At 61.3% G+C, this 21,886-nt stretch carries 23 protein-coding genes and 1 pseudogene; 15 read left to right on the top strand and 9 right to left on the bottom strand.

What is annotated here, in order from left to right:
- Window positions 1-26: 26 nt before the first annotated feature.
- Both KX729_RS18395 and KX729_RS18390 read left to right on the top strand, forming a co-directional pair.
- Window positions 27-827, top strand: a pseudogene (locus KX729_RS18395) (undecaprenyl-diphosphate phosphatase); the annotation flags it as partial.
- A 273-nt stretch (window positions 828-1,100) separates the two neighbouring features.
- Window positions 1,101-1,253 (top strand): hypothetical protein, encoded by a 153-nt coding sequence (locus tag KX729_RS18390; RefSeq protein ID WP_219743939.1) that lies wholly within the window; start codon window positions 1,101-1,103, stop codon window positions 1,251-1,253.
- Window positions 1,254-1,404: 151 nt separating this feature from the next.
- On the opposite strand, the gene KX729_RS18385 is transcribed toward KX729_RS18390, so the two are convergent.
- Complete coding sequence (locus tag KX729_RS18385; protein WP_219743938.1) at window positions 1,405-2,385, bottom strand: complex I NDUFA9 subunit family protein; 981 nt, start codon at window positions 2,383-2,385, stop codon at window positions 1,405-1,407.
- Window positions 2,386-2,481: 96 nt separating this feature from the next.
- Window positions 2,482-2,769, bottom strand: a complete 288-nt coding sequence (locus KX729_RS18380) for a DUF1330 domain-containing protein (protein ID WP_025602651.1) — start codon at window positions 2,767-2,769, stop codon at window positions 2,482-2,484.
- 65 nt (window positions 2,770-2,834) lie between these two features.
- Between KX729_RS18380 and KX729_RS18375 the strand changes: the two genes are divergently transcribed.
- Window positions 2,835-3,893 carry a right-handed parallel beta-helix repeat-containing protein gene (locus KX729_RS18375; RefSeq protein ID WP_219743937.1) on the top strand — a complete coding sequence of 353 codons (1,059 nt, stop codon included), beginning with the start codon at window positions 2,835-2,837 and terminating at the stop codon, window positions 3,891-3,893.
- 2 nt (window positions 3,894-3,895) lie between these two features.
- Here the strand turns inward: KX729_RS18375 and pyrF are convergent, their stop codons facing one another.
- From pyrF to dnaN, 4 genes are all read right to left on the bottom strand, one after another.
- Entirely contained in the window at window positions 3,896-4,588 is a 693-nt protein-coding gene (gene pyrF / locus KX729_RS18370) for an orotidine-5'-phosphate decarboxylase (RefSeq protein WP_219743936.1), read from the bottom strand.
- 4 nt (window positions 4,589-4,592) lie between these two features.
- The gene (locus KX729_RS18365; RefSeq protein ID WP_219743935.1) at window positions 4,593-5,180 is read right to left on the bottom strand and encodes a histidine phosphatase family protein; all 588 of its coding nucleotides are present in this window, start codon (window positions 5,178-5,180) and stop codon (window positions 4,593-4,595) included.
- Between the two features lie 51 nt (window positions 5,181-5,231).
- Window positions 5,232-5,825 carry a phospholipid N-methyltransferase PmtA gene (gene pmtA / locus KX729_RS18360; RefSeq protein WP_219743934.1) on the bottom strand — a complete coding sequence of 198 codons (594 nt, stop codon included), beginning with the start codon at window positions 5,823-5,825 and terminating at the stop codon, window positions 5,232-5,234.
- Window positions 5,826-5,944: 119 nt separating this feature from the next.
- Window positions 5,945-7,063: a DNA polymerase III subunit beta gene (dnaN, locus tag KX729_RS18355; RefSeq protein ID WP_219743933.1), complete on the bottom strand. Its 1,119-nt coding sequence runs from the start codon at window positions 7,061-7,063 to the stop codon at window positions 5,945-5,947.
- Between the two features lie 281 nt (window positions 7,064-7,344).
- On the opposite strand from dnaN, the gene rsmI reads away from it, so the two are divergent.
- From rsmI to KX729_RS18305, 10 genes are all read left to right on the top strand, one after another.
- Window positions 7,345-8,262, top strand: a complete 918-nt coding sequence (rsmI, locus tag KX729_RS18350) for a 16S rRNA (cytidine(1402)-2'-O)-methyltransferase (protein ID WP_219743932.1) — start codon at window positions 7,345-7,347, stop codon at window positions 8,260-8,262.
- Entirely contained in the window at window positions 8,246-8,659 is a 414-nt protein-coding gene (locus KX729_RS18345) for a YraN family protein (protein WP_219743931.1), read from the top strand. The genes rsmI and KX729_RS18345 overlap by 17 nt, the downstream gene beginning before the upstream one ends.
- Before the next feature lie 124 nt (window positions 8,660-8,783).
- The gene (gene ugpB, locus KX729_RS18340; protein WP_219743930.1) at window positions 8,784-10,109 is read left to right on the top strand and encodes a sn-glycerol-3-phosphate ABC transporter substrate-binding protein UgpB; all 1,326 of its coding nucleotides are present in this window, start codon (window positions 8,784-8,786) and stop codon (window positions 10,107-10,109) included.
- Window positions 10,110-10,178: 69 nt separating this feature from the next.
- Complete coding sequence (gene ugpA / locus KX729_RS18335; RefSeq protein ID WP_219743929.1) at window positions 10,179-11,063, top strand: sn-glycerol-3-phosphate ABC transporter permease UgpA; 885 nt, start codon at window positions 10,179-10,181, stop codon at window positions 11,061-11,063.
- A gap of 10 nt (window positions 11,064-11,073) precedes the next feature.
- A complete protein-coding gene (gene ugpE / locus KX729_RS18330; protein WP_219743928.1) occupies window positions 11,074-11,922 on the top strand; it encodes a sn-glycerol-3-phosphate ABC transporter permease UgpE in 849 nt (282 codons plus the stop codon).
- Between the two features lie 2 nt (window positions 11,923-11,924).
- The gene (locus KX729_RS18325) at window positions 11,925-13,025 is read left to right on the top strand and encodes an ABC transporter ATP-binding protein (protein ID WP_219743927.1); all 1,101 of its coding nucleotides are present in this window, start codon (window positions 11,925-11,927) and stop codon (window positions 13,023-13,025) included.
- A gap of 114 nt (window positions 13,026-13,139) precedes the next feature.
- A complete protein-coding gene (locus KX729_RS18320) occupies window positions 13,140-13,646 on the top strand; it encodes a cupin domain-containing protein (protein ID WP_219743926.1) in 507 nt (168 codons plus the stop codon).
- 143 nt (window positions 13,647-13,789) lie between these two features.
- Window positions 13,790-14,740, top strand: a complete 951-nt coding sequence (gene gshB / locus KX729_RS18315; protein WP_219743925.1) for a glutathione synthase — start codon at window positions 13,790-13,792, stop codon at window positions 14,738-14,740.
- Window positions 14,741-14,992: 252 nt separating this feature from the next.
- Window positions 14,993-16,528 (top strand): YifB family Mg chelatase-like AAA ATPase, encoded by a 1,536-nt coding sequence (locus KX729_RS18310; RefSeq protein ID WP_219743924.1) that lies wholly within the window; start codon window positions 14,993-14,995, stop codon window positions 16,526-16,528.
- A gap of 35 nt (window positions 16,529-16,563) precedes the next feature.
- A complete protein-coding gene (locus tag KX729_RS18305) occupies window positions 16,564-17,463 on the top strand; it encodes a GNAT family N-acetyltransferase (protein WP_219743923.1) in 900 nt (299 codons plus the stop codon).
- 51 nt (window positions 17,464-17,514) lie between these two features.
- Here the strand turns inward: KX729_RS18305 and cysK are convergent, their stop codons facing one another.
- Window positions 17,515-18,477, bottom strand: a complete 963-nt coding sequence (gene cysK, locus KX729_RS18300) for a cysteine synthase A (RefSeq protein WP_219743922.1) — start codon at window positions 18,475-18,477, stop codon at window positions 17,515-17,517.
- A gap of 277 nt (window positions 18,478-18,754) precedes the next feature.
- Here cysK and KX729_RS18295 point away from each other — a divergent pair, with 277 nt between their 5' ends.
- Window positions 18,755-19,273: a Dps family protein gene (locus KX729_RS18295; RefSeq protein WP_219743921.1), complete on the top strand. Its 519-nt coding sequence runs from the start codon at window positions 18,755-18,757 to the stop codon at window positions 19,271-19,273.
- Between the two features lie 33 nt (window positions 19,274-19,306).
- On the opposite strand, the gene dut is transcribed toward KX729_RS18295, so the two are convergent.
- Window positions 19,307-19,777 carry a dUTP diphosphatase gene (gene dut / locus KX729_RS18290; RefSeq protein ID WP_219743920.1) on the bottom strand — a complete coding sequence of 157 codons (471 nt, stop codon included), beginning with the start codon at window positions 19,775-19,777 and terminating at the stop codon, window positions 19,307-19,309.
- A 90-nt stretch (window positions 19,778-19,867) separates the two neighbouring features.
- Between dut and KX729_RS18285 the strand changes: the two genes are divergently transcribed.
- On the top strand, window positions 19,868-21,451 hold the full coding sequence (locus tag KX729_RS18285; RefSeq protein WP_219743919.1) for a peptide chain release factor 3: 1,584 nt from the start codon (window positions 19,868-19,870) through the stop codon (window positions 21,449-21,451).
- Window positions 21,452-21,493: 42 nt separating this feature from the next.
- Here the strand turns inward: KX729_RS18285 and KX729_RS18280 are convergent, their stop codons facing one another.
- Window positions 21,494-21,847, bottom strand: coding sequence for a RidA family protein (locus tag KX729_RS18280; protein ID WP_219743918.1), 354 nt, complete (start codon window positions 21,845-21,847; stop codon window positions 21,494-21,496).
- Between the last annotated feature and the right edge of the window lie 39 nt (window positions 21,848-21,886).

Genomic DNA, 21,886 nt, shown 5'->3' with positions numbered 1-21,886 from the left:
CTTATCTGCTCAATAAAGGATTAAGAATGGCGGATCAGACTATCGTCAGTGCCATACTGCTCGGCATCATTGAAGGAATCACCGAATTCCTGCCGATCTCCAGCACCGGCCACCTTATCATTGCCGAGCAATGGCTGGGCCATCGTTCCGATACATTCAATATCGTTATTCAGGCTGGCGCCATTCTCGCCGTGACCATCATCTACTGGCGCCGGCTGCTCAACCTGCTCATCGGATGGCGTGAACCGGAAAACCGTGATTACGCCGCCAAGCTTATGGTTGCCTTCCTGATCACCGCCGTGCTTGGCCTGATCGTCAAGAAAATGGGCTTCACTCTTCCAGACAGTGCCACACCTATCGCCTGGGCGCTCATCATAGGCGGCATCTGGATGATGTTTGCCGAGTGGCTGGCCGCCAAGCGGCCGCCAAGCACCCGCATCACATGGCTGGTCGCCATTCTCGTCGGCATCGGTCAGGTCGTGGCCGGTGTGTTTCCAGGGACGTCCCGATCCGCCACGACGATCTTCATAGCGCTTCTGGCCGGCACCGGCAGTCGCGCAGCCGCGACGGAATTCGCCTTCCTCGTCGGCATACCGACAATGTATGCCGCCAGCGCCTTTTCACTGCTCGGCACCTTCAGAAGCGGTGGTTTTGCGGATGAAGACTGGACCTCGCTCGGCATCGCCTTTGTCGTGTCCACGATCGTCGCCTTTATCGCCGTCAAATGGTTGCTGGCCTTCATCCAGACCAACAAGTTCACGGTCTTCGCCGTCTACCGCATCATTCTCGGCATTTTCCTGCTCGGCATGATCGCGATGAACCTGATGCCCGAGCGTCAGTCGGAAGATGTGCAGCCTGCCGCGGTGCTGCACAGAACCGATCGTCTGAATACGGCCGCTCTGCGTCCAGCACTTACGCCGTGAGCGTAAGCGAGATGCCGAAATAAAAAAGGCGGCTGAGAAGCCGCCATTTTTCTGCGTAGCCGAGACTGCGCTCAGTGATGGATCGATGCCGTGCTGCACGGATCGACGCCATAGGCCGGGGTGCATTCGAATTTGCCGGCGACACTCATCCGCGGAGCCATGAAGGAACCAGCGAGAATGACCAGTGCTGCACACGCAAAAAAGAGTGCGATGGGCTTGCCCATAGAAGAACGCCTTTCGGGAGAGGATTTGATCGTCACGGTTGAGTCTATTTTTCCGTTGCGAGGTTTATGGCTCGCATTCGATGAATTCAATAAAGGATTTTGCTGAACCGGGTGTTAACGTAAGTACATGATCAAGTGCGACCTTTGTGCCACATGATGTGCTTGAATCATGAGCATATACAAAGGCCTGCTCACATTTTCAGTGGGCAGGTCCTGTTCGGTATTCCACCGATTAATCAGCAGTTATGGTAAACAAGTCACGCAGCACGACCGGAGCGGGTGTACTGGCCCTGCGGCCGGTACTGAACCAGGTAGGTCGGCAGGATGGAAGCCGGCAGGGTCGGGTGAATGCCGATGCCTGCAAGCGTGCGGCCTTCGTTCGTCGCGGCTTGCGAGACCACATTGTCGGTCTTCAGGAGTTTTACCTGATCGCTGGTGATCGGCGGCTGCACGAAGGGCACCAGTGAAGCGACACTGCCGATCAGCGAGGCGATTCCGAAGGGCAGCGAAACGAGCGGGTTCTTGCGGTTGGTGACCGACAGCATGGTCTCGAGACACTGGCGGAAGGTCAGCACTTCCGAACCGCCGAGTTCATAAACCTTGCCGGAAGCGATCGTGCCGTCGACCGAACGCGCCACGGTCTCGGCGACATCCTCGACATAGACCGGCTGGAACTTCGTCTTGCCGCCGCCGACCAGCGGCAGGATCGGGAACATGCGGGCCATGGAGGCGAACTTGTTGAAGAAACTGTCTTCCTGGCCGAACATGATCGACGGGCGCAGGATCACCGCATCCGGCAGCATCGAGAAGATGGTCGTTTCGGCACGACCCTTGGAGCGGGCATAGGACGATTCGGAATTGGTATCGGCGCCGATCGCCGAGATATGGGTGAGCTTGGCACCGGCCGCCTTGGCGGCATCCGCGACCGCGCGGGCGCCGAAATCCTGCACGGCGTCGAACGTGTTGCGGCCGCTTTCGAACAGGATGCCGACGCAGTTCACCACATGCGAAGCGCCTTCGACGGCGCGCTGCACCGACTGGCGGTAACGCAGGTTCGCCTGCACCAGCGAGATCTGGCCGACATAACCGGCCGGCAGCAGGAAGCCCGCGAGATCAGGGCGGCGCACCGCGACGCGAACGCGATAACCGCGCTTCACGAGCGCCCGCACCACATGCCTGCCGACAAAGCCCGAACCTCCGAAAACGGTGACGAGGGGCGGAAGGTTATTGACGGTCATGGCGCGCTCCGGGAGCAGATTGGGAAGGATCAAGTGCTGTTTAGCCGAATCGTGCTGCGGGTGGAAGTGTTTCCATAGCCCGCAGCACGTTCGCTTTTATACGCCTTCGACGATGACGATTTCACCGTCGGCGGCTTCCTGGCGGATTTTCGCGGCGATCAGGTATTCCGGCGAATTGTAGCAGTCGATGGCGGTCTGGGCGCTCTCGAATTCGAGCACGACGTTTCTAGCCCGCGCAGTGCCTTCCAGCGCGGTCGCCGCGCCGCCGCGAACGATCGGCTTTGCACCGAATTTTTCAAACGGCGCCTTGGTTGCGGCAACATAGTCCTTGTAACGTTCGGGGTCACGGATGTCCATCCGTGCAATCCAGTATCCCTTTGCCATGATGTTTCCTCCAAGGCGTGTTCGGATAGTTTGAATTCGGCCAAATCAGAAGACGAGTCAATATAATGCGCGTGTTTACCGCCATCCTGATCGCAGGTCTTTCGTTCGACGGCACGACCGTCGTGGCCCAGCCGGCGCCCGCTGCCGCAAAAGCCTGTCCCGCCTCGGTGCGTTCCGCCTTGGCTAAACCAGCGACCGACAAGTCCAAGCCGGTAGAGATCGCCTGCAGCCTGACGCTTGCGGCGACCGACATCATCACCATTCCGCTCGCATTCTCGGGTAGTGCGGCCTCCGGGGCCATACTCGATTGCAACGGGGCAATCCTCGACGGCGGCGTCGCCGATGCCCGGACGGTCATCATCCGATCGGTTCACAAGCCGGATGGAAGCTGGGATGCGCCAGCCAATATCCAGGTCCGCAACTGCACGATCAAGGGCGATGTCCGCATCCAGGGGCTCGGCGCCAACGGGCAGGGAGACCAGGTTCGCCTGTCATCCGCCAAGCCGGGCCATACCGAGCGGGCGCAGGCCGCCGCGCCGGCGAATGTTACGCTCGACAACATCACCTTCGTGGCGAATGGCGGCATTCCGCTATATGCGGCACCGGGCGTGACCGGCATGACGGTCAGCAATTCCCGCTTCACCGGCAGCACCACCGGGACGGCGATCTATCTGGATGCGGAATCGGCCCGCAACACCATTGCCGGCGACACGTTCGACATCCGCACCACCATCCGCGAACTGGTCGCGGTCGATGGCTCGGCGGAAAACCGCATCGAGGGCAATACATTCGTCAATCCGGTGAAGGGCGGCGTATTTCTCTACCGCAATTGCGGCGAGGGCGGCACAGTGCGTCAGCAGAAGCCCGAACGCAATGTAATCTCTGGCAACACCTTCCGTTACAAGGATGCATCCGGCGCCCGGCCGGCGGTATGGCTCGGCAGCCGGCGGGGCTTAAGCCTGTTCAACAGCTATTGCATGACCAGTTCGAACACGTTTCTCGACAGCCTCGACCATCGGGACGGCGCACAGAACAATACGGTAACCGGCAACAAGCTGCCCGGCGGTTCGCCGCAACTCATCGTCAACGACGACCGGCCGAACAAGGTGTCCGGCAACCAGTAGACTTAAAACGCGGTCTGCATTTCCGCGAGAATGGCCTGGGCGGCGGCCTTCGGATCTGGCGCCTTGACGATCGGCCGGGCGACGACGAGATGGCTCGAGCCGTTGCGGATTGCGTCCGCAGGCGTGACGACGCGCTTCTGGTCGCCGGCCTCCGAGCCTGCCGGACGGATGCCGGGCGTGACGAGTGCCATGTCCGGGCCGATCACCTTGCGCACGGCAGACGATTCTTCCGCCGAGCAGACGATGCCGCCCATGCCGGCGGCTAGCGCCTGTTCGGCGCGGCGCAGCACCAGCGTATGCGGATCGTATTCGTAGCCCGCATCGACCAGATCGGTCTCGTCCATCGAAGTCAAAACCGTAACGCCGAGCAAGCAGAGGCCGGAACCCTTGGCTGCTTCGACCGCGGCGCGCATCGCCTTCGGATAGGCGTGCAGGGTGAGCATGGTCATGCCCATCTTAGCGATGTTCTCGACGCCCTTTGCGACCGTGTTGTCGATGTCGAGCAGTTTCATGTCGAGGAAGACGTTCTTGCCGTCCTTGGCGAGGTCGCGGGCAAATTCCAGCCCGCCGGCAAAGGCCAGCTGATAGCCGATCTTGTAGAAGGAGACGGTGTCGCCGAGCGTCGAGACCATCTTTTCGGCTTCGGCGACGGTCGGAATGTCGAGGCCCACGATCAGGCGGTTGCGCGCGTTCATCGGCTCAAATTCCTTTCCAAATCTCGATGGGGGTCCAGTCGCACGAGATGATGCGATCCGCAAGACCGAAACAATAGAGATTGCCGCCGCCGCCCGGCTGGTCGCGGTCGCGACCGATCGGCGTCTTGGCGAGATGGCACTTCAGGAGCGTGCCGACGCCGCCATGCCCGACAAAGGCGATGGGTACGTTAGGATCATGGTCGGCCAGAATACGCTGGACTGCGGAAACGATCCGCGCCTGCGCATCGGCGGCGCGTTCCCAGCCTTTGAAACTGTCGTTCGGATTGGCGAAAAACCAGTCGGCCGCCTTTTCGAATTCCGGCGGCGGCAGAAAACCGGTCGCCGAGCGGTCGTTCTCGTGGGTGTCTTCGGCGATCTCGATCGAGATGCCGGCGGCTGCCGCCAGCACTTGCGCCGTTTCGATCGCCTTGGTCTCGTCGCTGGAAACGATCCGGCCGAGGCGTTTGGCCCAGTCCGATTGCGCGGCCTGTTCGGCCCGCGCCCGTCCGATATCGGAAAGCCCCCATTTCGGCACCGGCACGTCCGGGTCGATGCGCACCTGGGGGTGGGTGATGTAAAGGCCGAAGGTCATCTCGCGCGCTCACAAACAAACAACTGGAAATGGCGTTCCGGCCTCTATGGCCTAGGCGCGCGTATAGGTCCAGAGCTGCGCCGGCGGGATGTTGCGCATCACGAAGTCGTAGTGCTTGATCTTGTAGCGATCCGGCCTGGCGATGACCGGCGAGATCGGCCCGTAGGTGATCTGCATCACCGGCCGGCCAGCCGGAATGCGGTCGAGCAGGTCGTCGATCAGCGCGATGCGCTGTTCCATCGGGAAGCTCAGGAGCGGGATGGCGGAGACGACGCTGTCGAAGGTCTTGTCTTTCCAGGCGCCGAGCGTCTTGCCGAGATCGAAAGCGTCGCCGTTGATGAAATTGACGCCCGGATAGGAGCGCGTCAGATTCTGGAAGAACTCGGTGGAGTATTCGACCGACACCAGGTTTTCCGGTGTGACGCCATGAGCCAGGATCGCCTTGGTGATGACACCGGTGCCGGGTCCGAGTTCGAGAACCGGCAGGCCGGATGTCGTATCGACGACGCTTGCCATGCGCTTGGCAGTGACGGAGGAGGTGGGGCAGATCGCGCCGACCTGTTTCGGACCGTCCATCCAGCCCTTGAAGAACCGGATTTCCTCATCGAACTTGCGGCCGAGCCGCTCCTTGAGGCGCAATTGCATCGTTTTATCCTCTCCCATTTTTCTTAAGCTTGAGCGGCGGTGCCGCAAAGACAAAGAAAAATGTCGCATCCGGCAAACGTCATGAAAAAAGCGGCTGGTTTCCCAGCCGCCTTAAATAGTCAGACGCGCATCGGCATCAAGACATAGAGTGCATCGTCGCCGGCCGTGTCGCGCACCAGCGTCGGCGAGCCGGCATCGGCCAGCATGAAGATCGCATCGTCGCCGGAAAGCTGCGCGGTAATGTCGAGCAGGTATTTGGCATTGAAGCCGATTTCCATCGGGTCATGTTCGTAACCGACGGCGACTTCTTCCGTAGCGCTGCCGGAATCCGGGTTATTGACAGTCAGCATCAGCTGGCCATCGGTCAGCGACAGCTTGACCGCGCGGCCGCGTTCCGAGGAGATCGTCGAAACACGGTCGACGGCCTTCGTGAAGCTCTGGCAATCGACGCGCATTTCCTTGTCGTTGCCGGTGGGGATGACGCGCTGGTAATCCGGGAACGTGCCGTCGATCAGCTTCGACGTCATGATGATGCCGTTGATCGTCAGGCGGATCTTGGCATCGGAGACTTCGACCGTGACCATCGCTTCCGGATCGTCGACCAGTTTTTGCAACTCGCCGACCGTCTTGCGCGGAATGATGATGCCCGGCATGCCTTCCGAACCGGACGGCGCCACGACATCGGCGCGGGCGAGGCGGTGACCGTCGGTCGCCACGGCGCGCAGCTTCAGGTCGCCGCCGGCCTCGATTGTGTGGAAGAAGATGCCGTTCAGGTAATAGCGGGTCTCTTCGGTGGAGATCGCAAACTGGGTGCGATCGATCAGCATCTTGAGATCGGTCGCCTTCAGCTTGAACGTATGGGAGAAGGTGCCGGCAGTCAGATCCGGAAAGTCGGATTCCGGCAGGCACTGCAGCGAGAACTTCGAGCGGCCGGATTGCACCGTCATCGTGCCGCCATCCGAACTGGTGGCGAGCAGCACTTCCGAACCGTCCGGCAGCTTGCGGACGATTTCATAGAGAAGGTGTGCGGGAACCGTCGTCGCACCGGCATTCTCGACCATGGCCGGAATAGATTCGGTGATTTCGAGATCGAGGTCGGTCGCCTTCAGATCGAGGTTGTTACCTGAAGCGCGCATCAGCACGTTCGACAGGATCGGGATCGTGTTGCGCCGCTCCACCACGCGATGCACGTGGTTCAGCGACTTCAGAAGGTTGGACCGCTCAAGAGTAATACGCATGGACGCTATCGCTTTCGACCGTGTCGGCCCGGTGTCCCCGGAACCGGAAATTCTGCCTGCCTGGATGAGGCCGGATCATGTGGACGGGCAAAATGGCAGACAACCCCGTCGAAAAGCAAGGGGTGAACGGAAGGTTAGCGCCTCGATTCATTGTCGCAGCTCAAGTTTTCACACAGAAAACAGGCACTGCTTGGCCGATGACGTTCCCTGCTGCCTCACTTGCTCAACCGGCGCGGCTTCATCATAAAGGGCTATGACGATACCAGCCTGCGTGATGCCACTTGACCGATGACCTGAAAAGCCAGCGCGGCTACCGCGTCGCCAATACGTTCGTGCCCGCGCGGCCGCTGGAGCCGGCGCTCTATCTGGTCGCGACCCCGATCGGCAATCTGGGCGACATCACGCTCCGGGCTCTGGAAACGCTGTCCGGCGCCGATGTTCTGGCCTGTGAGGATACACGGGTTACCCGCGTGCTTCTCGACCGTTATGGCATCGTCAACCGGCCCTATGCCTATCACGAGCACAATTCCGACGAGGTCGGGCCGAAGCTGATCGCCGCTCTGGAGGCCGGCAAGTCCGTGGCGCTGGTCTCCGATGCCGGCACGCCGCTCGTCTCCGATCCGGGCTACCGGCTCGGTCAGATGGCGATCGAGGCGGGTTACAAGGTGGTGCCGATCCCGGGCGCTTCGGCGCCGCTTGCCGCTCTCGTCGGCTCCGGCATGCCGTCCGATGCCTTCCTGTTTGCCGGTTTCCTGCCGGCCAAGGACAAGGGGCGGCGGGACAGGCTGGCCGAGCTTTCGAACGTGCCGGCGACATTGATGTTCTTCGAATCCCCTCACCGCATCGGCGCAACGGTCGCGGCCGCTGCCGACGTGCTGGGCAAGAACCGCCGCGCCTGCGTCTGTCGGGAACTGACCAAGACCTTCGAGGAATTCCGCCGCGGCACGCTGGAAGAGCTTGCCATCTTTTATAATGACGACGAGCGGACGGTGAAGGGCGAGATCGTTCTCCTCATCGAGCCGCCGCAACCGCCGGAAGCGCCGGGCGAGGTGGAGGTCGATGCCCTGCTGCGCCAGCTCGTCGCCAGCATGCCGACCGCCAAGGCCGCAGCCGAAGCCGCGCGGGTGACCGGCATCGCCCGCAAGGACCTCTACCAGCGGCTGCTCGACATGAAGGACGAGGATGCCGGCGGGAAATAAAGGTGGCGATAACGAGGATGTGAAGGGCGGGGGCGCCGGGCGAAAGACCGTCGATCGCCGGAAGGCTTATCGGCGCGGCCATCTCTCCGAATACCTCGCCGCCCTTTATCTGATGGCCAAGGGCTACCGCATCCTGGCCATCCGCTACCGCACCCGGCTCGGCGAGATCGACCTGATCGCCCGCAGACGGGATCTTATCGTTTTCGTCGAAGTGAAGGCGCGGGCGAGCGAAATCGATGCAGTCGATGCCGTGGGTTATGACACGCAGAGGCGCATCCGGGCAGCAAGCGACATCTGGCTTTCGAAACGCCGCGATGCCGGCACTCTTTCGCAACGATACGACGTCATTGCCGTTTTGCCCTGGCGCATGCCCCGGCATTTTCCCGATGCCTTCTAAGCGGGTCATGCCATGATTGCATGGCTGTGCAATGTTATAAATCTGACATAAAACTGTTAAGGGCGTGTCACAGCTCGGCCCTATTGCGATCCTCGACCCCAACCAAGGTGGAGAGGACGTCCATATGTTCAAGAAGCTTTCGATGGCAGCGCTTGCCGTTGCCCTGTCGGCAACCTCGTCGCTTGCCGCGACCGAAGTAACCTGGTGGCACGCCATGGGCGGCGAGCTCGGCAAGAAGCTCGAAGAGATCGCCACGAAGTTCAACGAAAGCCAGAGCGATTACAAGATCGTTCCGGTCTTCAAGGGCACCTACCCGGAAACCCTGACCGCCGCTATCGCAGCCTTCCGCGCTGGCCAGCAGCCGGCGATCGTTCAGGTCTTCGAAGTCGGTACCGGCACGATGATGGCCGCCAAGGGCGCCGTCTATCCGGTCTACAAGCTGATGGCCGACAACAAGGAGCCGTGGGACCCGAAGGGCTTCCTCGCCCCGGTCGTAGGTTACTATTCGGACGCACAGGGCAACATCCTGTCCATGCCGTTCAACTCCTCGACCCCGATCATGTACTACAACAAGGACGTCTTCCAGAAGGCTGGCCTTGATCCGGAAGTCGCCCCGAAGACCTGGGCTGAACTCGCGGCAGCCGGCAAGAAGATCGTTGATTCCGGCGCTGCTCAGTGTGGCTTCACCCTGTCCTACGCTGCGACCTGGGTTGGCCTCGAAAACTACTCCGCCATCCAGAACCTGCCGTTTGGCACGCTTCAGAACGGTTTCGGCGGCCTGAAGACCGAATTCAAGTTCAACGGCAAGGAACAGGCTGCTTTCTGGGATAACCTCAAGAAGCTGCAGGACGCCAAGGTATTCAAGTATGGCGGCCCGGGCGGCGGCGCTGAAACCGCTCCGAGCTTCTACTCGCAGCAATGCGCAGTCTACATGGGTTCGTCCGCTTCGCGCGCCGGCGTCATCAACAACGCCAAGGGATTCAAGGTCGGTTTCGCGCCGATGCCTTATGACGACACCGTCACCAAGGACCCGAAGAACTCCATCATCGGCGGCGCAACCCTCTGGGTTCTGAACGGCCAGAAGAACGCGGAAGTCTACAAGGGCGTTGCCAAATTCTTCACCTACCTGTCGAAGCCGGAAGTCCAGGCTGACTGGCACCAGTTCACCGGTTACCTGCCGATCACCAACGCTTCCTACGAGTTCGGCCAGAAGCAGGGTTATTACGAAAAGAACCCGGGCTCCGACATCGCCATCAAGCAGATCATGCGCGGCACGCCGTCCGACAATTCCAAGGGCGTTCGTTTCGGCAACCTGACCCAGATCCGCGACCTGATCGACCAGCAGTTCGAATCCGTTCTGTCCGGCAAGAAGACCGGCCAGCAGGCTCTCGACGATGCTGCCAAGGCTGGCAACGCCATCCTGCGCGAATTCGAAGCTGCCAACAACTAAGTTTCAGCTCTGCAATCTGCCCTCTCCGGCCTCAAGCCGGGGAGGGTGTTTCCTTAGGTGGGTCTCGCCATGCAAACCAAGCGCACCGTTTTTCAAAGCCGCGTCCTGCCGTATTTCCTGCTGGCGCCGCAGCTCATCATCACGCTCATCTTTTTCGTATGGCCCGCGGCCCAGGCAATCCGCCAGTCGTTTCTCCGCCAGGACCCTTTCGGCCTGAAGGAGACCTTCGTCTGGTTCGCCAACTACACCCGGCTTCTCGACGATCCGGACTATCTGAATGCGCTCGGCGCGACCTTCGTCTTCTCGGTCGGCGTCACGGTCCTGTCGATGAGCCTGTCCCTGATGTTTGCGGTCTGCGTCAATCGCGTGCTGCGCTCGGGACGGTTCTACACGACCCTGCTGGTCTGGCCTTATGCGGTGGCGCCCGCCGCTGCCGGCCTTCTCTGGTGGTTCATGTTCAACCCCTCGATCGGCATCATTCCCTATCTGCTGACCTTCGTCGGTTACGAATGGAACCACCGCCTGCACACCGGCGATGCCATGGTGCTGATCATCATCGCCGCCGCCTGGAAGCAGATTTCCTATAATTTCCTGTTCTTCGTTGCCGGCCTGCAGTCCGTGCCGCAGTCGCTGACCGAAGCGGCCGCCATCGATGGCGCCGGCCCGTTCAAGCGTTTCTGGACGGTGGTCTTCCCGCTCTTGTCGCCGACGACCTTCTTCCTCGCCGTCATCAACATCACCTATGCGATGTTCGATACGTTCGGCATCGTCGACGCGACGACCTCCGGCGGCCCTTCGCAGTCCACCAACATCCTGGTCTACAAGGTCTATGCCGACGGTTTCATCGGCCTCAACCTCGGACCGTCCGCCGCGCAGTCGGTCATCCTGATGCTGATTGTCGTTGTCCTCACCGTCGTCCAGTTCCGCTGGATCGAGCGCAAAGTTCAGTATTGAGGATTTGACGATGGTCGAAAATCGCCCCTTCATCACCTTCCTGACCCATCTCATCCTGATCATAGGCGTGCTGACGGTGGTCTTCCCGGTCTATCTCGCCTTCATCGCCTCGACCCACGGGCCGACCGATTTCATGAGCGGCATCGTGCCGCTGACCCCCGGCGACCACATGGCGGCTAACTATGGCTACCTGCTGAATTCCGGTGAATCGACGGCCGGTGCGCCGCCGTTCCTGATGATGCTCGTCAACAGTCTCATCATGGCGATCCTGATCGCCGTCGGCAAAATCTCGATCTCGATTATTTCCGCCTTCGCGATCGTCTATTTCCGCTTTCCGTTGCGCGTTCTCGCCTTCTGGGTCATCTTCATGACGCTGATGCTGCCGGTGGAAGTGCGCATCCTGCCGACCTACAAGGTCGTCGCCGATCTCGGCATGCTGAACTCCTATTCCGGTCTGGTCATTCCGGTCATCGCGTCGGCCACCGCCACCTTCCTGTTCCGCCAGTTCTTCCTGACGGTGCCGGAGGAGATGATGGAAGCGGCCCGCGTCGATGGCGCCGGCCCGCTGAAATTCTTCCGCGATATCCTTCTGCCGCTGTCGCGCACCAATATCGCAGCGCTCTTCATCATCATGTTTATCTACGGCTGGAACCAGTATCTCTGGCCGATGCTGATCACCACCGAGCCGCATTATTATACGGTCGTCATGGGCATCAAGCGCCTCGCATCCGTGCTCGACGGCGACACCCAGTGGAACCTCGTCATGGCGGGCGTCATCCTGGCAGGCCTGCCGCCGGTCCTCGTCATCATCTTCATGCAGCGCCTGTTCGTCAAAGGCCTGGTCGAAACGGAGAAATAATCATGGCTTCCATCGATGTCGAAAGCGTCGGCAAGGTCTATACAGGCGGCGTTCGTGCCGTCTCCGACATCAAGCTGAACATCGCCGATGGCGAGTTCATCGTCCTCGTCGGCCCGTCCGGCTGCGGCAAGTCCACGCTGCTGCGCATGATCGCCGGCCTCGAGACGATCTCCGAAGGAGAAGTGAAGATCGGTTCGCGCACCGTCAACAACATGGAGCCGGCCGATCGCGATATCGCCATGGTGTTCCAGAACTACGCGCTCTATCCGCATATGACGGTGCGCCAGAACCTGGAATACGGCCTGAAGAACCGCAAGACCCCGAAGGCTGAGATCGACACGCGCGTCGCCGAAGCCGCCCGCATGCTGGAAATCGGCCAGTATCTGGAACGCAAGCCGCGCGCGCTTTCCGGTGGTCAGCGGCAGCGCGTCGCCATGGGCCGTGCCATCGTCCGCAAGCCGGCCGTCTTCCTGTTCGACGAACCGCTCTCCAACCTCGATGCCAAGCTGCGTGTCTCGATGCGCGGCGAAATCAAGCGCCTGCAGCGCCGCCTCGGCACTACCTCGATCTACGTCACCCACGACCAGCTGGAAGCGATGACGCTCGCCGACCGCCTCGTGGTCCTGAACGGCGGCAAGGTCGAGCAGATCGGCGCGCCGCTCGAAGTCTATCACGCCCCGGCCTCCACCTTCGTCGCAAGCTTCATCGGCTCGCCGGCCATGAACCTCGTCAAGGGCGAGCTGCACGGCGACAAGCTGGCGATCGGCCCTTCGATGATCGGCCTCAACGGTTTTGCGCCGACCTCCGGCGCCGTCACCGTCGGTTTCCGCGCCGAGGACATGCGGATCGCCCGCGCCGACGAGGAAGCGTTACCCTTCCGCCTCGAATATACCGAGGAACTGGGCTCGCAGCGCCTGATCCACGGCATGATCGGCGACCAGCTTGCAACGGCCGCCGTTGCGCCCGACGCCGAGCTTTCGCCGGAAATGCGTCTGGCGATCGACCCGAAACGGCTGCATTTCTTCGCCGCCGATACCGGCAAGCGCCTGCCCGGCCAAGTGCCGGCGCAGGCGAAGCTGGCCCCGGCGGAGCCTGTCATCTGAATGAAGCCATGGGTTGAAATTCGGATGGGTCGTTAAAATCCTAATAACGGCTTGAACGCCCGGCTTACGCTTTGTCGCTATCGTCCCCCTCAGTTGATAGCCTGAGGGGGTAATATGAGCTGGCACATGATTGCTGCCACCGCAGCCGCGGTCGCGATCCGCTACAAGAACTACGAACAGCCGGAGCGCTCGGCATCGAAATCCTTCATCGGTGCCTGCCCCGATGCGCTGGAAATGTCGCCCTCGCCGATCGAGCCGACCTGGATCCTTGCGGGCAATCCGCAGGCCCGCGTCGCGGCCCATTCCACGGCCGACGACGAATGTGCCGCCACCGGCGTATGGGATTGTACCGCGGGCTCATTCCGCTGGTTCTTCGGCTGGGACGAAACGGTCGTCATCCTTGAAGGCGAGGTGCATGTGACGGCCGAGGACGGCACCCAGCGCGTGCTGCGCGCCGGCGACGTCGCCTATTTCAAGGGCGGCACCTGGGCCACCTGGCGGATCGACACCTATGTCCGCAAGATTGCCTTCCTGCGCAAGCCTTTCCCGGCGCCGCTCGCCTTCCTCTACAAGCTCAAGAAGATGCTGCGCCCGCAGCCACAGGTCGGGCTGGCAAGCTGATCGGCGAAAACCGTTCCGTATTCCCGATGAGACAAAGAGAGCATCCCAGGCCTCGCCGTTTGGGATGCTCTCTTGCTTTGAGCGGTTGCCTTTGGCGGGCTGCCATCCTACATCAGGCGAGCCAATCCTAGGGGGCTGAAGTCATGGCGAAAATCCGCAAGGTCGCATTCCAGATGGACCACATTTCCGGCATCAACATTGCCGGCGATTCCACCTTTGCCATGGCGCTCGAAGCGCAGGCACGCGGCTACGAACTCTTCCATTATACGCCGGACCGCCTGACAATGCGCGACGGCAAGATTTTTGCCGCCGTCGAGCCGCTGCAGGTGCGCGACGTGAAGGGCGACCATTTCATGCTCGGCGAAAAGGAGCGCGTCGACCTCTCGCAGATGGACGTCGTGCATCTGCGCCAGGACCCGCCCTTCGACATGGGCTACATCACCTCCACGCATCTCCTGGAGCGTATCCACCCGAAGACGCTGGTCGTCAACGATCCGGCCTGGGTGCGCAATTCGCCAGAAAAGATTTTTGTCACCGAATTCGCCGACCTGATGCCGGCCACGCTGATCTCCCGCGACCCCACCGAGATCGCCGCCTTCCGCCAGGAAATGGGCGACATCATCCTGAAGCCGCTGTTCGGCAATGGCGGCGCGGGCGTTTTCCATTCGGCCCGCGACGATCGCAACTTCACCTCGCTTCTCGAAATGTTCGGCCAGATGTATCGCGGCGAGCCCTATATCGCCCAGGCCTACCTGCCGGCCGTGCGCAAGGGCGACAAGCGCATCCTGCTGGTCAACGGCGAGCCTGTCGGTGCCATCAACCGCGTGCCGGCCGAAACAGACAGCCGCTCCAACATGCATGTCGGCGGCCGTGCCGAGGCGACGGAAATTACAGCCCGCGAAAAGGAAATCTGCGCCCGCATCGGGCCTGCTCTTCGCGAGCGCGGCTTCCTGTTCGTCGGCATCGACGTGATCGGTGACTACATGACGGAAATCAACGTCACCTCGCCGACCGGCATTCGCGAAGTGAAGAAGTTTGGCGGCGCCGATGTCGCCGGCCTGCTCTGGGATGCGATCGACGCCAAGCGCGGCTGATATCCCGTAAATACCTGATGGTTTCGCAAAGCCCGCCGGAGACGGCGGGCTTTCGCGTTTTCGGTAAGGATCGGCTTTGTTCCGAAGATGCAACCTGCTTCAAACCCTCAGGTTGATGCAGATCAACATTGTTCGTTCAATGTTCTTGTTTCATTCTGATTTCCATGCAAGATTGTATTGGCCGGCACGGAAAGCGTGTAAAACTGCCGTCTCGGCTCATGCGATGGGGACAATTGGAGCAATGGGTCAGGCATGGTCGCGCGCGTCAGTACGGTGGCATTCCAGGGGATAGAGGGCGTTCCGGTCGACGTGCAGGTCATGGTCGGCCCGGGCAAGATGAACATGCATATCGTCGGTCTGCCGGACAAGGCGGTGGCCGAAAGCCGCGAACGGGTGCAGGCCGCCCTGCATGCATCGGGCCTCGCCATGCCGCCCAAGAAGGTGACGGTCAATCTGGCGCCGGCCGATCTGCCGAAGGAAGGTTCGCATTTCGACCTGCCGATCGCGCTCGGCCTGATGGCGGCGCTTGGCGCAATCCCGGGCGATGCGCTGACCGATTATGTCGTCATAGGCGAACTCAATCTCGACGGAACGCTGGCCGCCGTCGCCGGTGCCCTGCCGGCTGCGATTGGCGCCAACGGCATGGGCAAGGGTCTGATCTGCCCTGCCGATAGCGGCCCGGAAGCGGCCTGGGCCGGTTCCGAGATCGATATCATCGCGCCCCGCAGCCTCATCCAACTCGCCAACCATTTTCGCGGCACGCAGGTCATCTCGAAGCCTATTCCGGCCATCCGCGCCGCGCCCGCCAACCTGCCGGATCTCGCCGATATCAAGGGTCAGGAAAGCGCCAAACGCGCGTTGGAAGTCGCAGCCGCCGGCGGCCATAACCTTCTGATGGTCGGCCCGCCCGGTTCGGGCAAGTCGATGCTCGCCGCCCGCCTGCCGTCCATCCTGCCGCCGCTTTCGCCCGCCGAACTGCTGGAAGTGTCGATGATCCATTCGATTGCCGGGCATCTCTCCGGCGGCAAGCTGTCGGATCGACGGCCTTATCGCACTCCGCATCATTCGGCGACCATGGCCGCATTCATCGGCGGCGGATTGCGCGCCAAACCGGGTGAAGCTTCGCTCGCCCATCATGGCATTCTTTTTCTCGACGAGTTTCCGGAATTCTCGCCCCAGGTGCTCGATGCGCTGCGACAGCCGCTGGAAAGCGGCGAGTGCATCATCGCCCGCGCCAATCATCGCGTGTCCTATCCGGCCAGCATCCAGCTCGTCGCCGCCATGAACCCCTGCCGCTGCGGCATGGCGGGCGAGCCCGGCCATAGCTGCGCCCGCGGCCCGCGCTGCGCATCGGATTACCAGAACCGTATTTCCGGTCCGCTGATGGACCGTATCGATATCCGCATCGACGTGCCGGCCGTCTCCGCCGCCGACCTGATCCGCCCCGCGCCGGCCGAGAAGAGCTCCGACGTGGCAAGGCGTGTCGCCACGGCCCGCGAACGTCAGCGCGAGCGTTTCGAGGCTGCGGGAGCCTCCGGCATGCTCACCAATGCACGCTGCTCGACAACCTTGATCGAAAAGTTCGCCGAGCCCGATCCTTCCGGCCTGCAATTGCTGCGGGATGCGGCGGAGAAGCTGAAATTTTCCGCCCGCGGTTACCATCGGGTTCTGAAAGTGGCGCGCACGCTGGCCGATCTTGATGGTAAGGACACCGTCGGCCGCATTCATCTCGCCGAGGCGATCTCCTATCGCATGGCGGGCGAGCGCCTCGCGACGGCGGTGGCGTGATGCTTTCGCCGGTCCGGGAAAGACAGGAAGAAGTTTTGACTGAGGCGAAGATCATCGATATCGGCCGGGCCGACACGGCGTGGCACGACCGCTTTTTCCGGCACGCTGCCGATATCTTCGGCGGCATCGATTTTTCCCGCTGGGCCAGTCTTGGCGGCTGGAACGAAAATTACCGTGTTCTGGCGGTCGTTGAAGAGGAGGAACTTGTTGCGACCGTAGGTGTCACGCGCATGCAGCTCTCCCTGATGCGCGATGAACCCACATCAGCCCGCAACGGTTTGATCGAAGGTTTCCAGCTTGGTGCCGTTGCGACCCGCAAGGACCGCCGGGGTGAAGGGTTTGCGCGCCGGCTGATCGATCGTGTTCTGGCATCGACGGATGCGTCCGGTGCGCCCGCCCTTCTGTTTGCCAATTCTTCTGTCGTCGATTTCTATCCGAAATTCGGCTTCCGGCGTTTGTTGCCGCAGCGGCTATCCGCCGAAACCGCAATTGCGCCGGGCGATGATCCCGCTCGCCATCTGGATGTCACGCAGTCTGCGGATCGCGATCTTCTGGCACGCTTCTGCGCATCCTCGCCGGTAAATGGCGGCGCGCTTTCCGCACGGCCCGATCCGTCGACCCTGCTCTGGTATCTCTGCAACGGCTTTACCCGCGCCCATGTCCTGCAGGACGGAAAGTCGATTGCCTTTGTCGAGCAGGACGATGACCGTCTCGTTCTTCAGGAATGGCTGGGTGCTTCGCCTGCGGATATTGCCGCGGCTTTGTCGTTGGTCGTGACGAAACCGGTCGGGCTGGTCGAATTCGGTTTTCTGCCGCCGCAATCCTGGACGGCGCAGCCTCTCGCGATCGAAGATGACCCCAAGGCCCTCATGTTCTGGCGCGGCCCCGATCTTCCGGCCGGAAATATCTGCTTTCCCGCCTTGATGCATACCTGAAAACAAGAAGGGCGCCGTAGCGCCCTTCAAGACATTGTCCTGTGTCGGATATCAGCCGCCGAGCCCTTCGAAGAGCGCCGTGGACAGGTAGCGCTCGGCAAACGACGGAATGATCACCACGATGGTCTTGCCGGCATTCTCCTCACGGCTGCCGACTTCGATCGCGGCCTGAAGTGCAGCGCCGGAGGAGATGCCGACCGGCACGCCCTCGAGCCTTGCAACAAGCCGGGCCATTTCCATGGCTTCCCCGCCGTTGACGGTGACGATCTCGTCATAGATATGCGTGTCGAGGATTTTTGGCGCAAAACCGGCACCGATGCCCTGGATCTTGTGCGGGCCGGGCTGGCCGCCTGATAGCACCGGAGACTCCTCCGGCTCTACCGCGATGATCTTGAGGTTCGGGTTTCTTTCCTTCAGCACCTGGCCGGCGCCGGTAATTGTGCCGCCGGTGCCGATGCCGGAGACGAAGATATCGACCTTGCCCTCGGTATCGTTCCAGATTTCTTCAGCCGTCGTCTTGCGGTGGATTTCCGGATTGGCCGGGTTTTCGAACTGCTGCGGAATGATCGCATCCGGCAGTTCGGCCGCCAGTTCTTCCGCCTTGGCAATCGCGCCCTTCATGCCTTTCGGGCCTTCGGTCAGTACCAGCTCGGCGCCGAGCAGCGCCAGCATCTTGCGGCGCTCGATCGACATGGTTTCCGGCATGGTGAGGATCAGCTTGTAGCCCTTGGCGGCCGCTGCAAAGGCAAGTGCGATGCCCGTATTGCCCGAAGTCGGCTCGACCAGCGTCGTCTTGCCGGGGGTGATCTTTCCCTGCGCTTCGAGGCTCTCGATCATCGCCACACCGATACGGTCCTTGACGGAGGCGATCGGGTTGAAGAACTCCAGCTTGGCGAGAATGTTGGCTTTCACGCCCTTTTCCTTCGCCAGCTTGTCGAGCCGCACGATCGGCGTATCGCCGATGGTTTCGGTAATCGAGGAATAGATCCGGCCGCGGCCCGGCTTCTTGGACATGTGCTTTCTCCCTAGTCAGTCTGAGCTGAGTGAAAACATAGGTATAAAGGTCGCAAGAGACCAGCCGGCTTTGATCCATGAAAAGACATTCCGGGAGAAAAACATGCGGTGCATGCGGGCTTGGAGGAATGCTTTTCCCAATAGCGGCTGCGGCAGAAGGTCTCCTCGAAATCCCTCGATATTCCCATTGAAATTACCGCGGGAGACGGCACTTTAAGTCCCGTGGTTGCGGGCTCCCGAAGAACCCGCGCTCGATATTTTTCAAGGGGATGGACCGATGTCCGACAGTAACGCCAAGACCCGCAAGCAAGCCGACCTCAAGACGCCGTCCGATCTCGGCAGCAATGCTGTGAAGGACATCGCCGCAGCGCTCACCACGCTGCTGGCCGATGTCTTCGCACTTTACATGAAGACCAAGAATTTCCACTGGCACATGTCCGGCCCGCATTTCCGCGATTACCATCTGCTGCTCGATGAGCAGGCCGAGCAGATTTTCGCGATGACCGACGATGTTGCCGAGCGCGCCCGCAAGATCGGCGGCACGACGCTGCGTTCCGGCGGCCATGCCGCCCGCCTGCAGCGCCTGAAGGATAACGACGCCGATTTCGTCACGCCGGACGACATGCTGGCCGAGCTTCGCGACGACAACAAGCAGCTGATCGGCTTCCTCCGTGAGGTTCACGATCTCTGCGACGAACACAATGACGTGGCGACCGCCAGCCTGCTGGAAAACTGGATCGACGAGACCGAACGCCGTCACTGGTTCCTGTTCGAAACCACCCGCCGCGAAAAGTAATTCCTCCGTTTCGAAATGCCGGCCGGCGTCGCTTCAGACGCCGGTCGAGCCAAAACCGCCGGCGCCGCGCGCCGTGGCACTTGCCTCGGCCACTTCAGCCACGCGAGCCTGCGTCACCGGCGCCACGACGAGCTGTGCGATCCGCATACCGCGGGTAATCACGAAATCCTCGTCTCCGAGATTGATCAGCAGCACCTTCACCTCGCCGCGATAATCGCTGTCGATCGTGCCCGGCGTGTTGAGGCAGGTAATACCGTGCTTGAACGTGAGGCCCGAGCGTGGCCGCACCTGCATTTCAAACCCTTCCGGAATTTCGAAAATGAAGCCGGTCGGTACCAGCGCCCGCTTGCCGGGCGCGATCGTCATCGGGATGTCTTCGGCCACCGCTGCACGCACGTCCATGCCGGCCGCACCTGTCGTCTCGTAGGATGGCAGGTCGAGGTCTGTGCCATGCGGCAGGCGAACGAGATTGAGCTTGGGCGAGGTAGGGGCGTGGATGTTCATAAGGCATTACTTTGCCCTGCAAGCCGGCAGGTCAATTGCATTGGCGGGCTTTAATCGCTAGATACCGCGGCAATTCACAGGATTTGGACGATGCCCGAGACCATTGCCGAGGCGGTATCCCGCCGTCGCACATTCGCAATTATTGCCCACCCGGACGCGGGCAAGACGACGCTCACCGAAAAGCTGCTGCTGTTCGGCGGCGCCATCCAGCTCGCCGGCGAAGTCAAGGCGAAGAAGGATCGTATCCAGACCCGTTCGGACTGGATGAAGATCGAACGCGAACGCGGCATCTCGGTCGTCACCTCGGTGATGACCTTCGAGTATGACGGCAACGTCTTCAACATTCTTGATACGCCCGGTCACGAAGACTTCGCCGACGACACCTACCGCACGCTGACGGCGGTGGATGCGGCCGTCATGGTTATCGACGCTGCAAAGGGCATTGAGCCGCGTACGCTGAAGCTGTTCGAAGTCTGCCGCATGCGCGACATCCCGATCATCACCTTCATCAACAAGATGGACCGCGAAAGCCGCGATCCCTTCGAGATCCTGGATGAGGTCGAGGAAAAGCTGGCGCTCGATTGCGCCCCGGTCACCTGGCCGATCGGCCGTTCGAAGACCTTCTGTGGCTCCTACAATCTCGCCGACAACACCGTGCGTGGTTCCGATACGGAAGTGACCCCAACCAAGGTCAACGGACCGCAATCCGTCGCCAACCGTCTGCCGGAAAACGAGCGCGACACGTTCGTTGAGGAAACCGAATTGGCGATCGAGGCCTGCAAGCCGTTCGACAAGCAGGCCTTCCTCGAAGGCCACCTGACGCCGGTCTTCTTCGGCTCGGCTCTGCGCAATTTCGGCGTCCGCGACCTGATCAACGCGCTGGGCGACGTCGCCCCGCCGCCGCGCGACCAGGTGGCGGATGTCCGCAAGGTTCATGCGTCGGAAGACAAGATGACCGCCTTCGTCTTCAAGATCCAGGCGAACATGGACCCGAACCATCGCGACCGCATCGCCTTTGCCCGCATCTGCTCCGGCAAGCTGGAGCGCGGCATGAAGGCGCGGCTGGCCCGCACCGGCAAGCAGCTTGGTCTCACCGCGCCGCAATTCTTCTTCGCTTCGCAGCGTCAGCTGGCCGATACCGCCTATGCGGGCGATGTGGTCGGCATCCCGAACCACGGCACGCTCAGGATCGGCGATACGCTGACCGAGGGCGAGGCGCTGGTCTTCCAGGGCGTGCCGAACTTCTCGCCGGAAATCCTCCGCCGCGTGCGTCTGGAAGATGCGATGAAGGCCAAGAAGCTGAAGGAAGCCCTGCAGCAGATGGCGGAAGAGGGCGTCGTGCAGCTCTTCTCGCCGGAAGACGGCTCGCCCGCCATTGTCGGCGTCGTCGGCGCGCTGCAGCTCGACGTGTTGAAAGAGAGGCTTCAGGGCGAATATACCCTGCCGGTCTCCTTCGAAATGTCCCGCTTCTCCGTCTGCCGCTGGATCTCGTCGGACAATGCCGCCGAACTGGAAAAATTCCTCACCGTCAAGCGTGGCGATATCGCCCGCGACCTCGACGGCGATCCGGTGTTTCTGGCGCAGGACAGCTTCTCGCTGCGCTATGAGGCGGAACGTTACCCGTCGATCAAGATGGTAGCGATCAAGGAATATCAGGTCGCCAAGGCGGCCTGATATTCCGCTTCACGCCGCGGCAATGCTCTCGATCTCCACCAGTCAGTTGTCGCTGAGCGTTTCGACGACGATTGCAGTCGTCGGTATGCGCCGGTCTCCCAGTGCCAGAACTCGCGCGTTCTGGTTTGCTTCGACATAGGCCACGTCGCGCAGATAGCTGGTCAACCGCACGATATTGTCCGTGGTCATGTCGGCCTCGGCCAGGATGCGCCGCAGGTTCGACCAGATCAATCGCAACTGGTCTTCAAGCGTTGCGCCCGCGACGCCTTTTCCATCTAGCCCCATCGTGCCGCTGACGAACAGAAACCGTTCCGGCCGGCACACCTCCATGGCATGCACATAGTCTGGCGTGGCCGCGTAGATGCCGTCCCGCGGATTTCTGATGATCATTTCCATCGGTGTTCCTCTGGAATTTAATATGGTGATAACGCAATC

It is taken from the genome of Neorhizobium populisoli, assembly GCF_019430945.1.
In the GTDB taxonomy this organism is placed as follows: domain Bacteria; phylum Pseudomonadota; class Alphaproteobacteria; order Rhizobiales; family Rhizobiaceae; genus Neorhizobium; species Neorhizobium populisoli.
The sequence above is the reverse complement of the archived record's forward strand: the minus strand, read 5'-3'. Positions and strand labels throughout refer to the sequence as shown.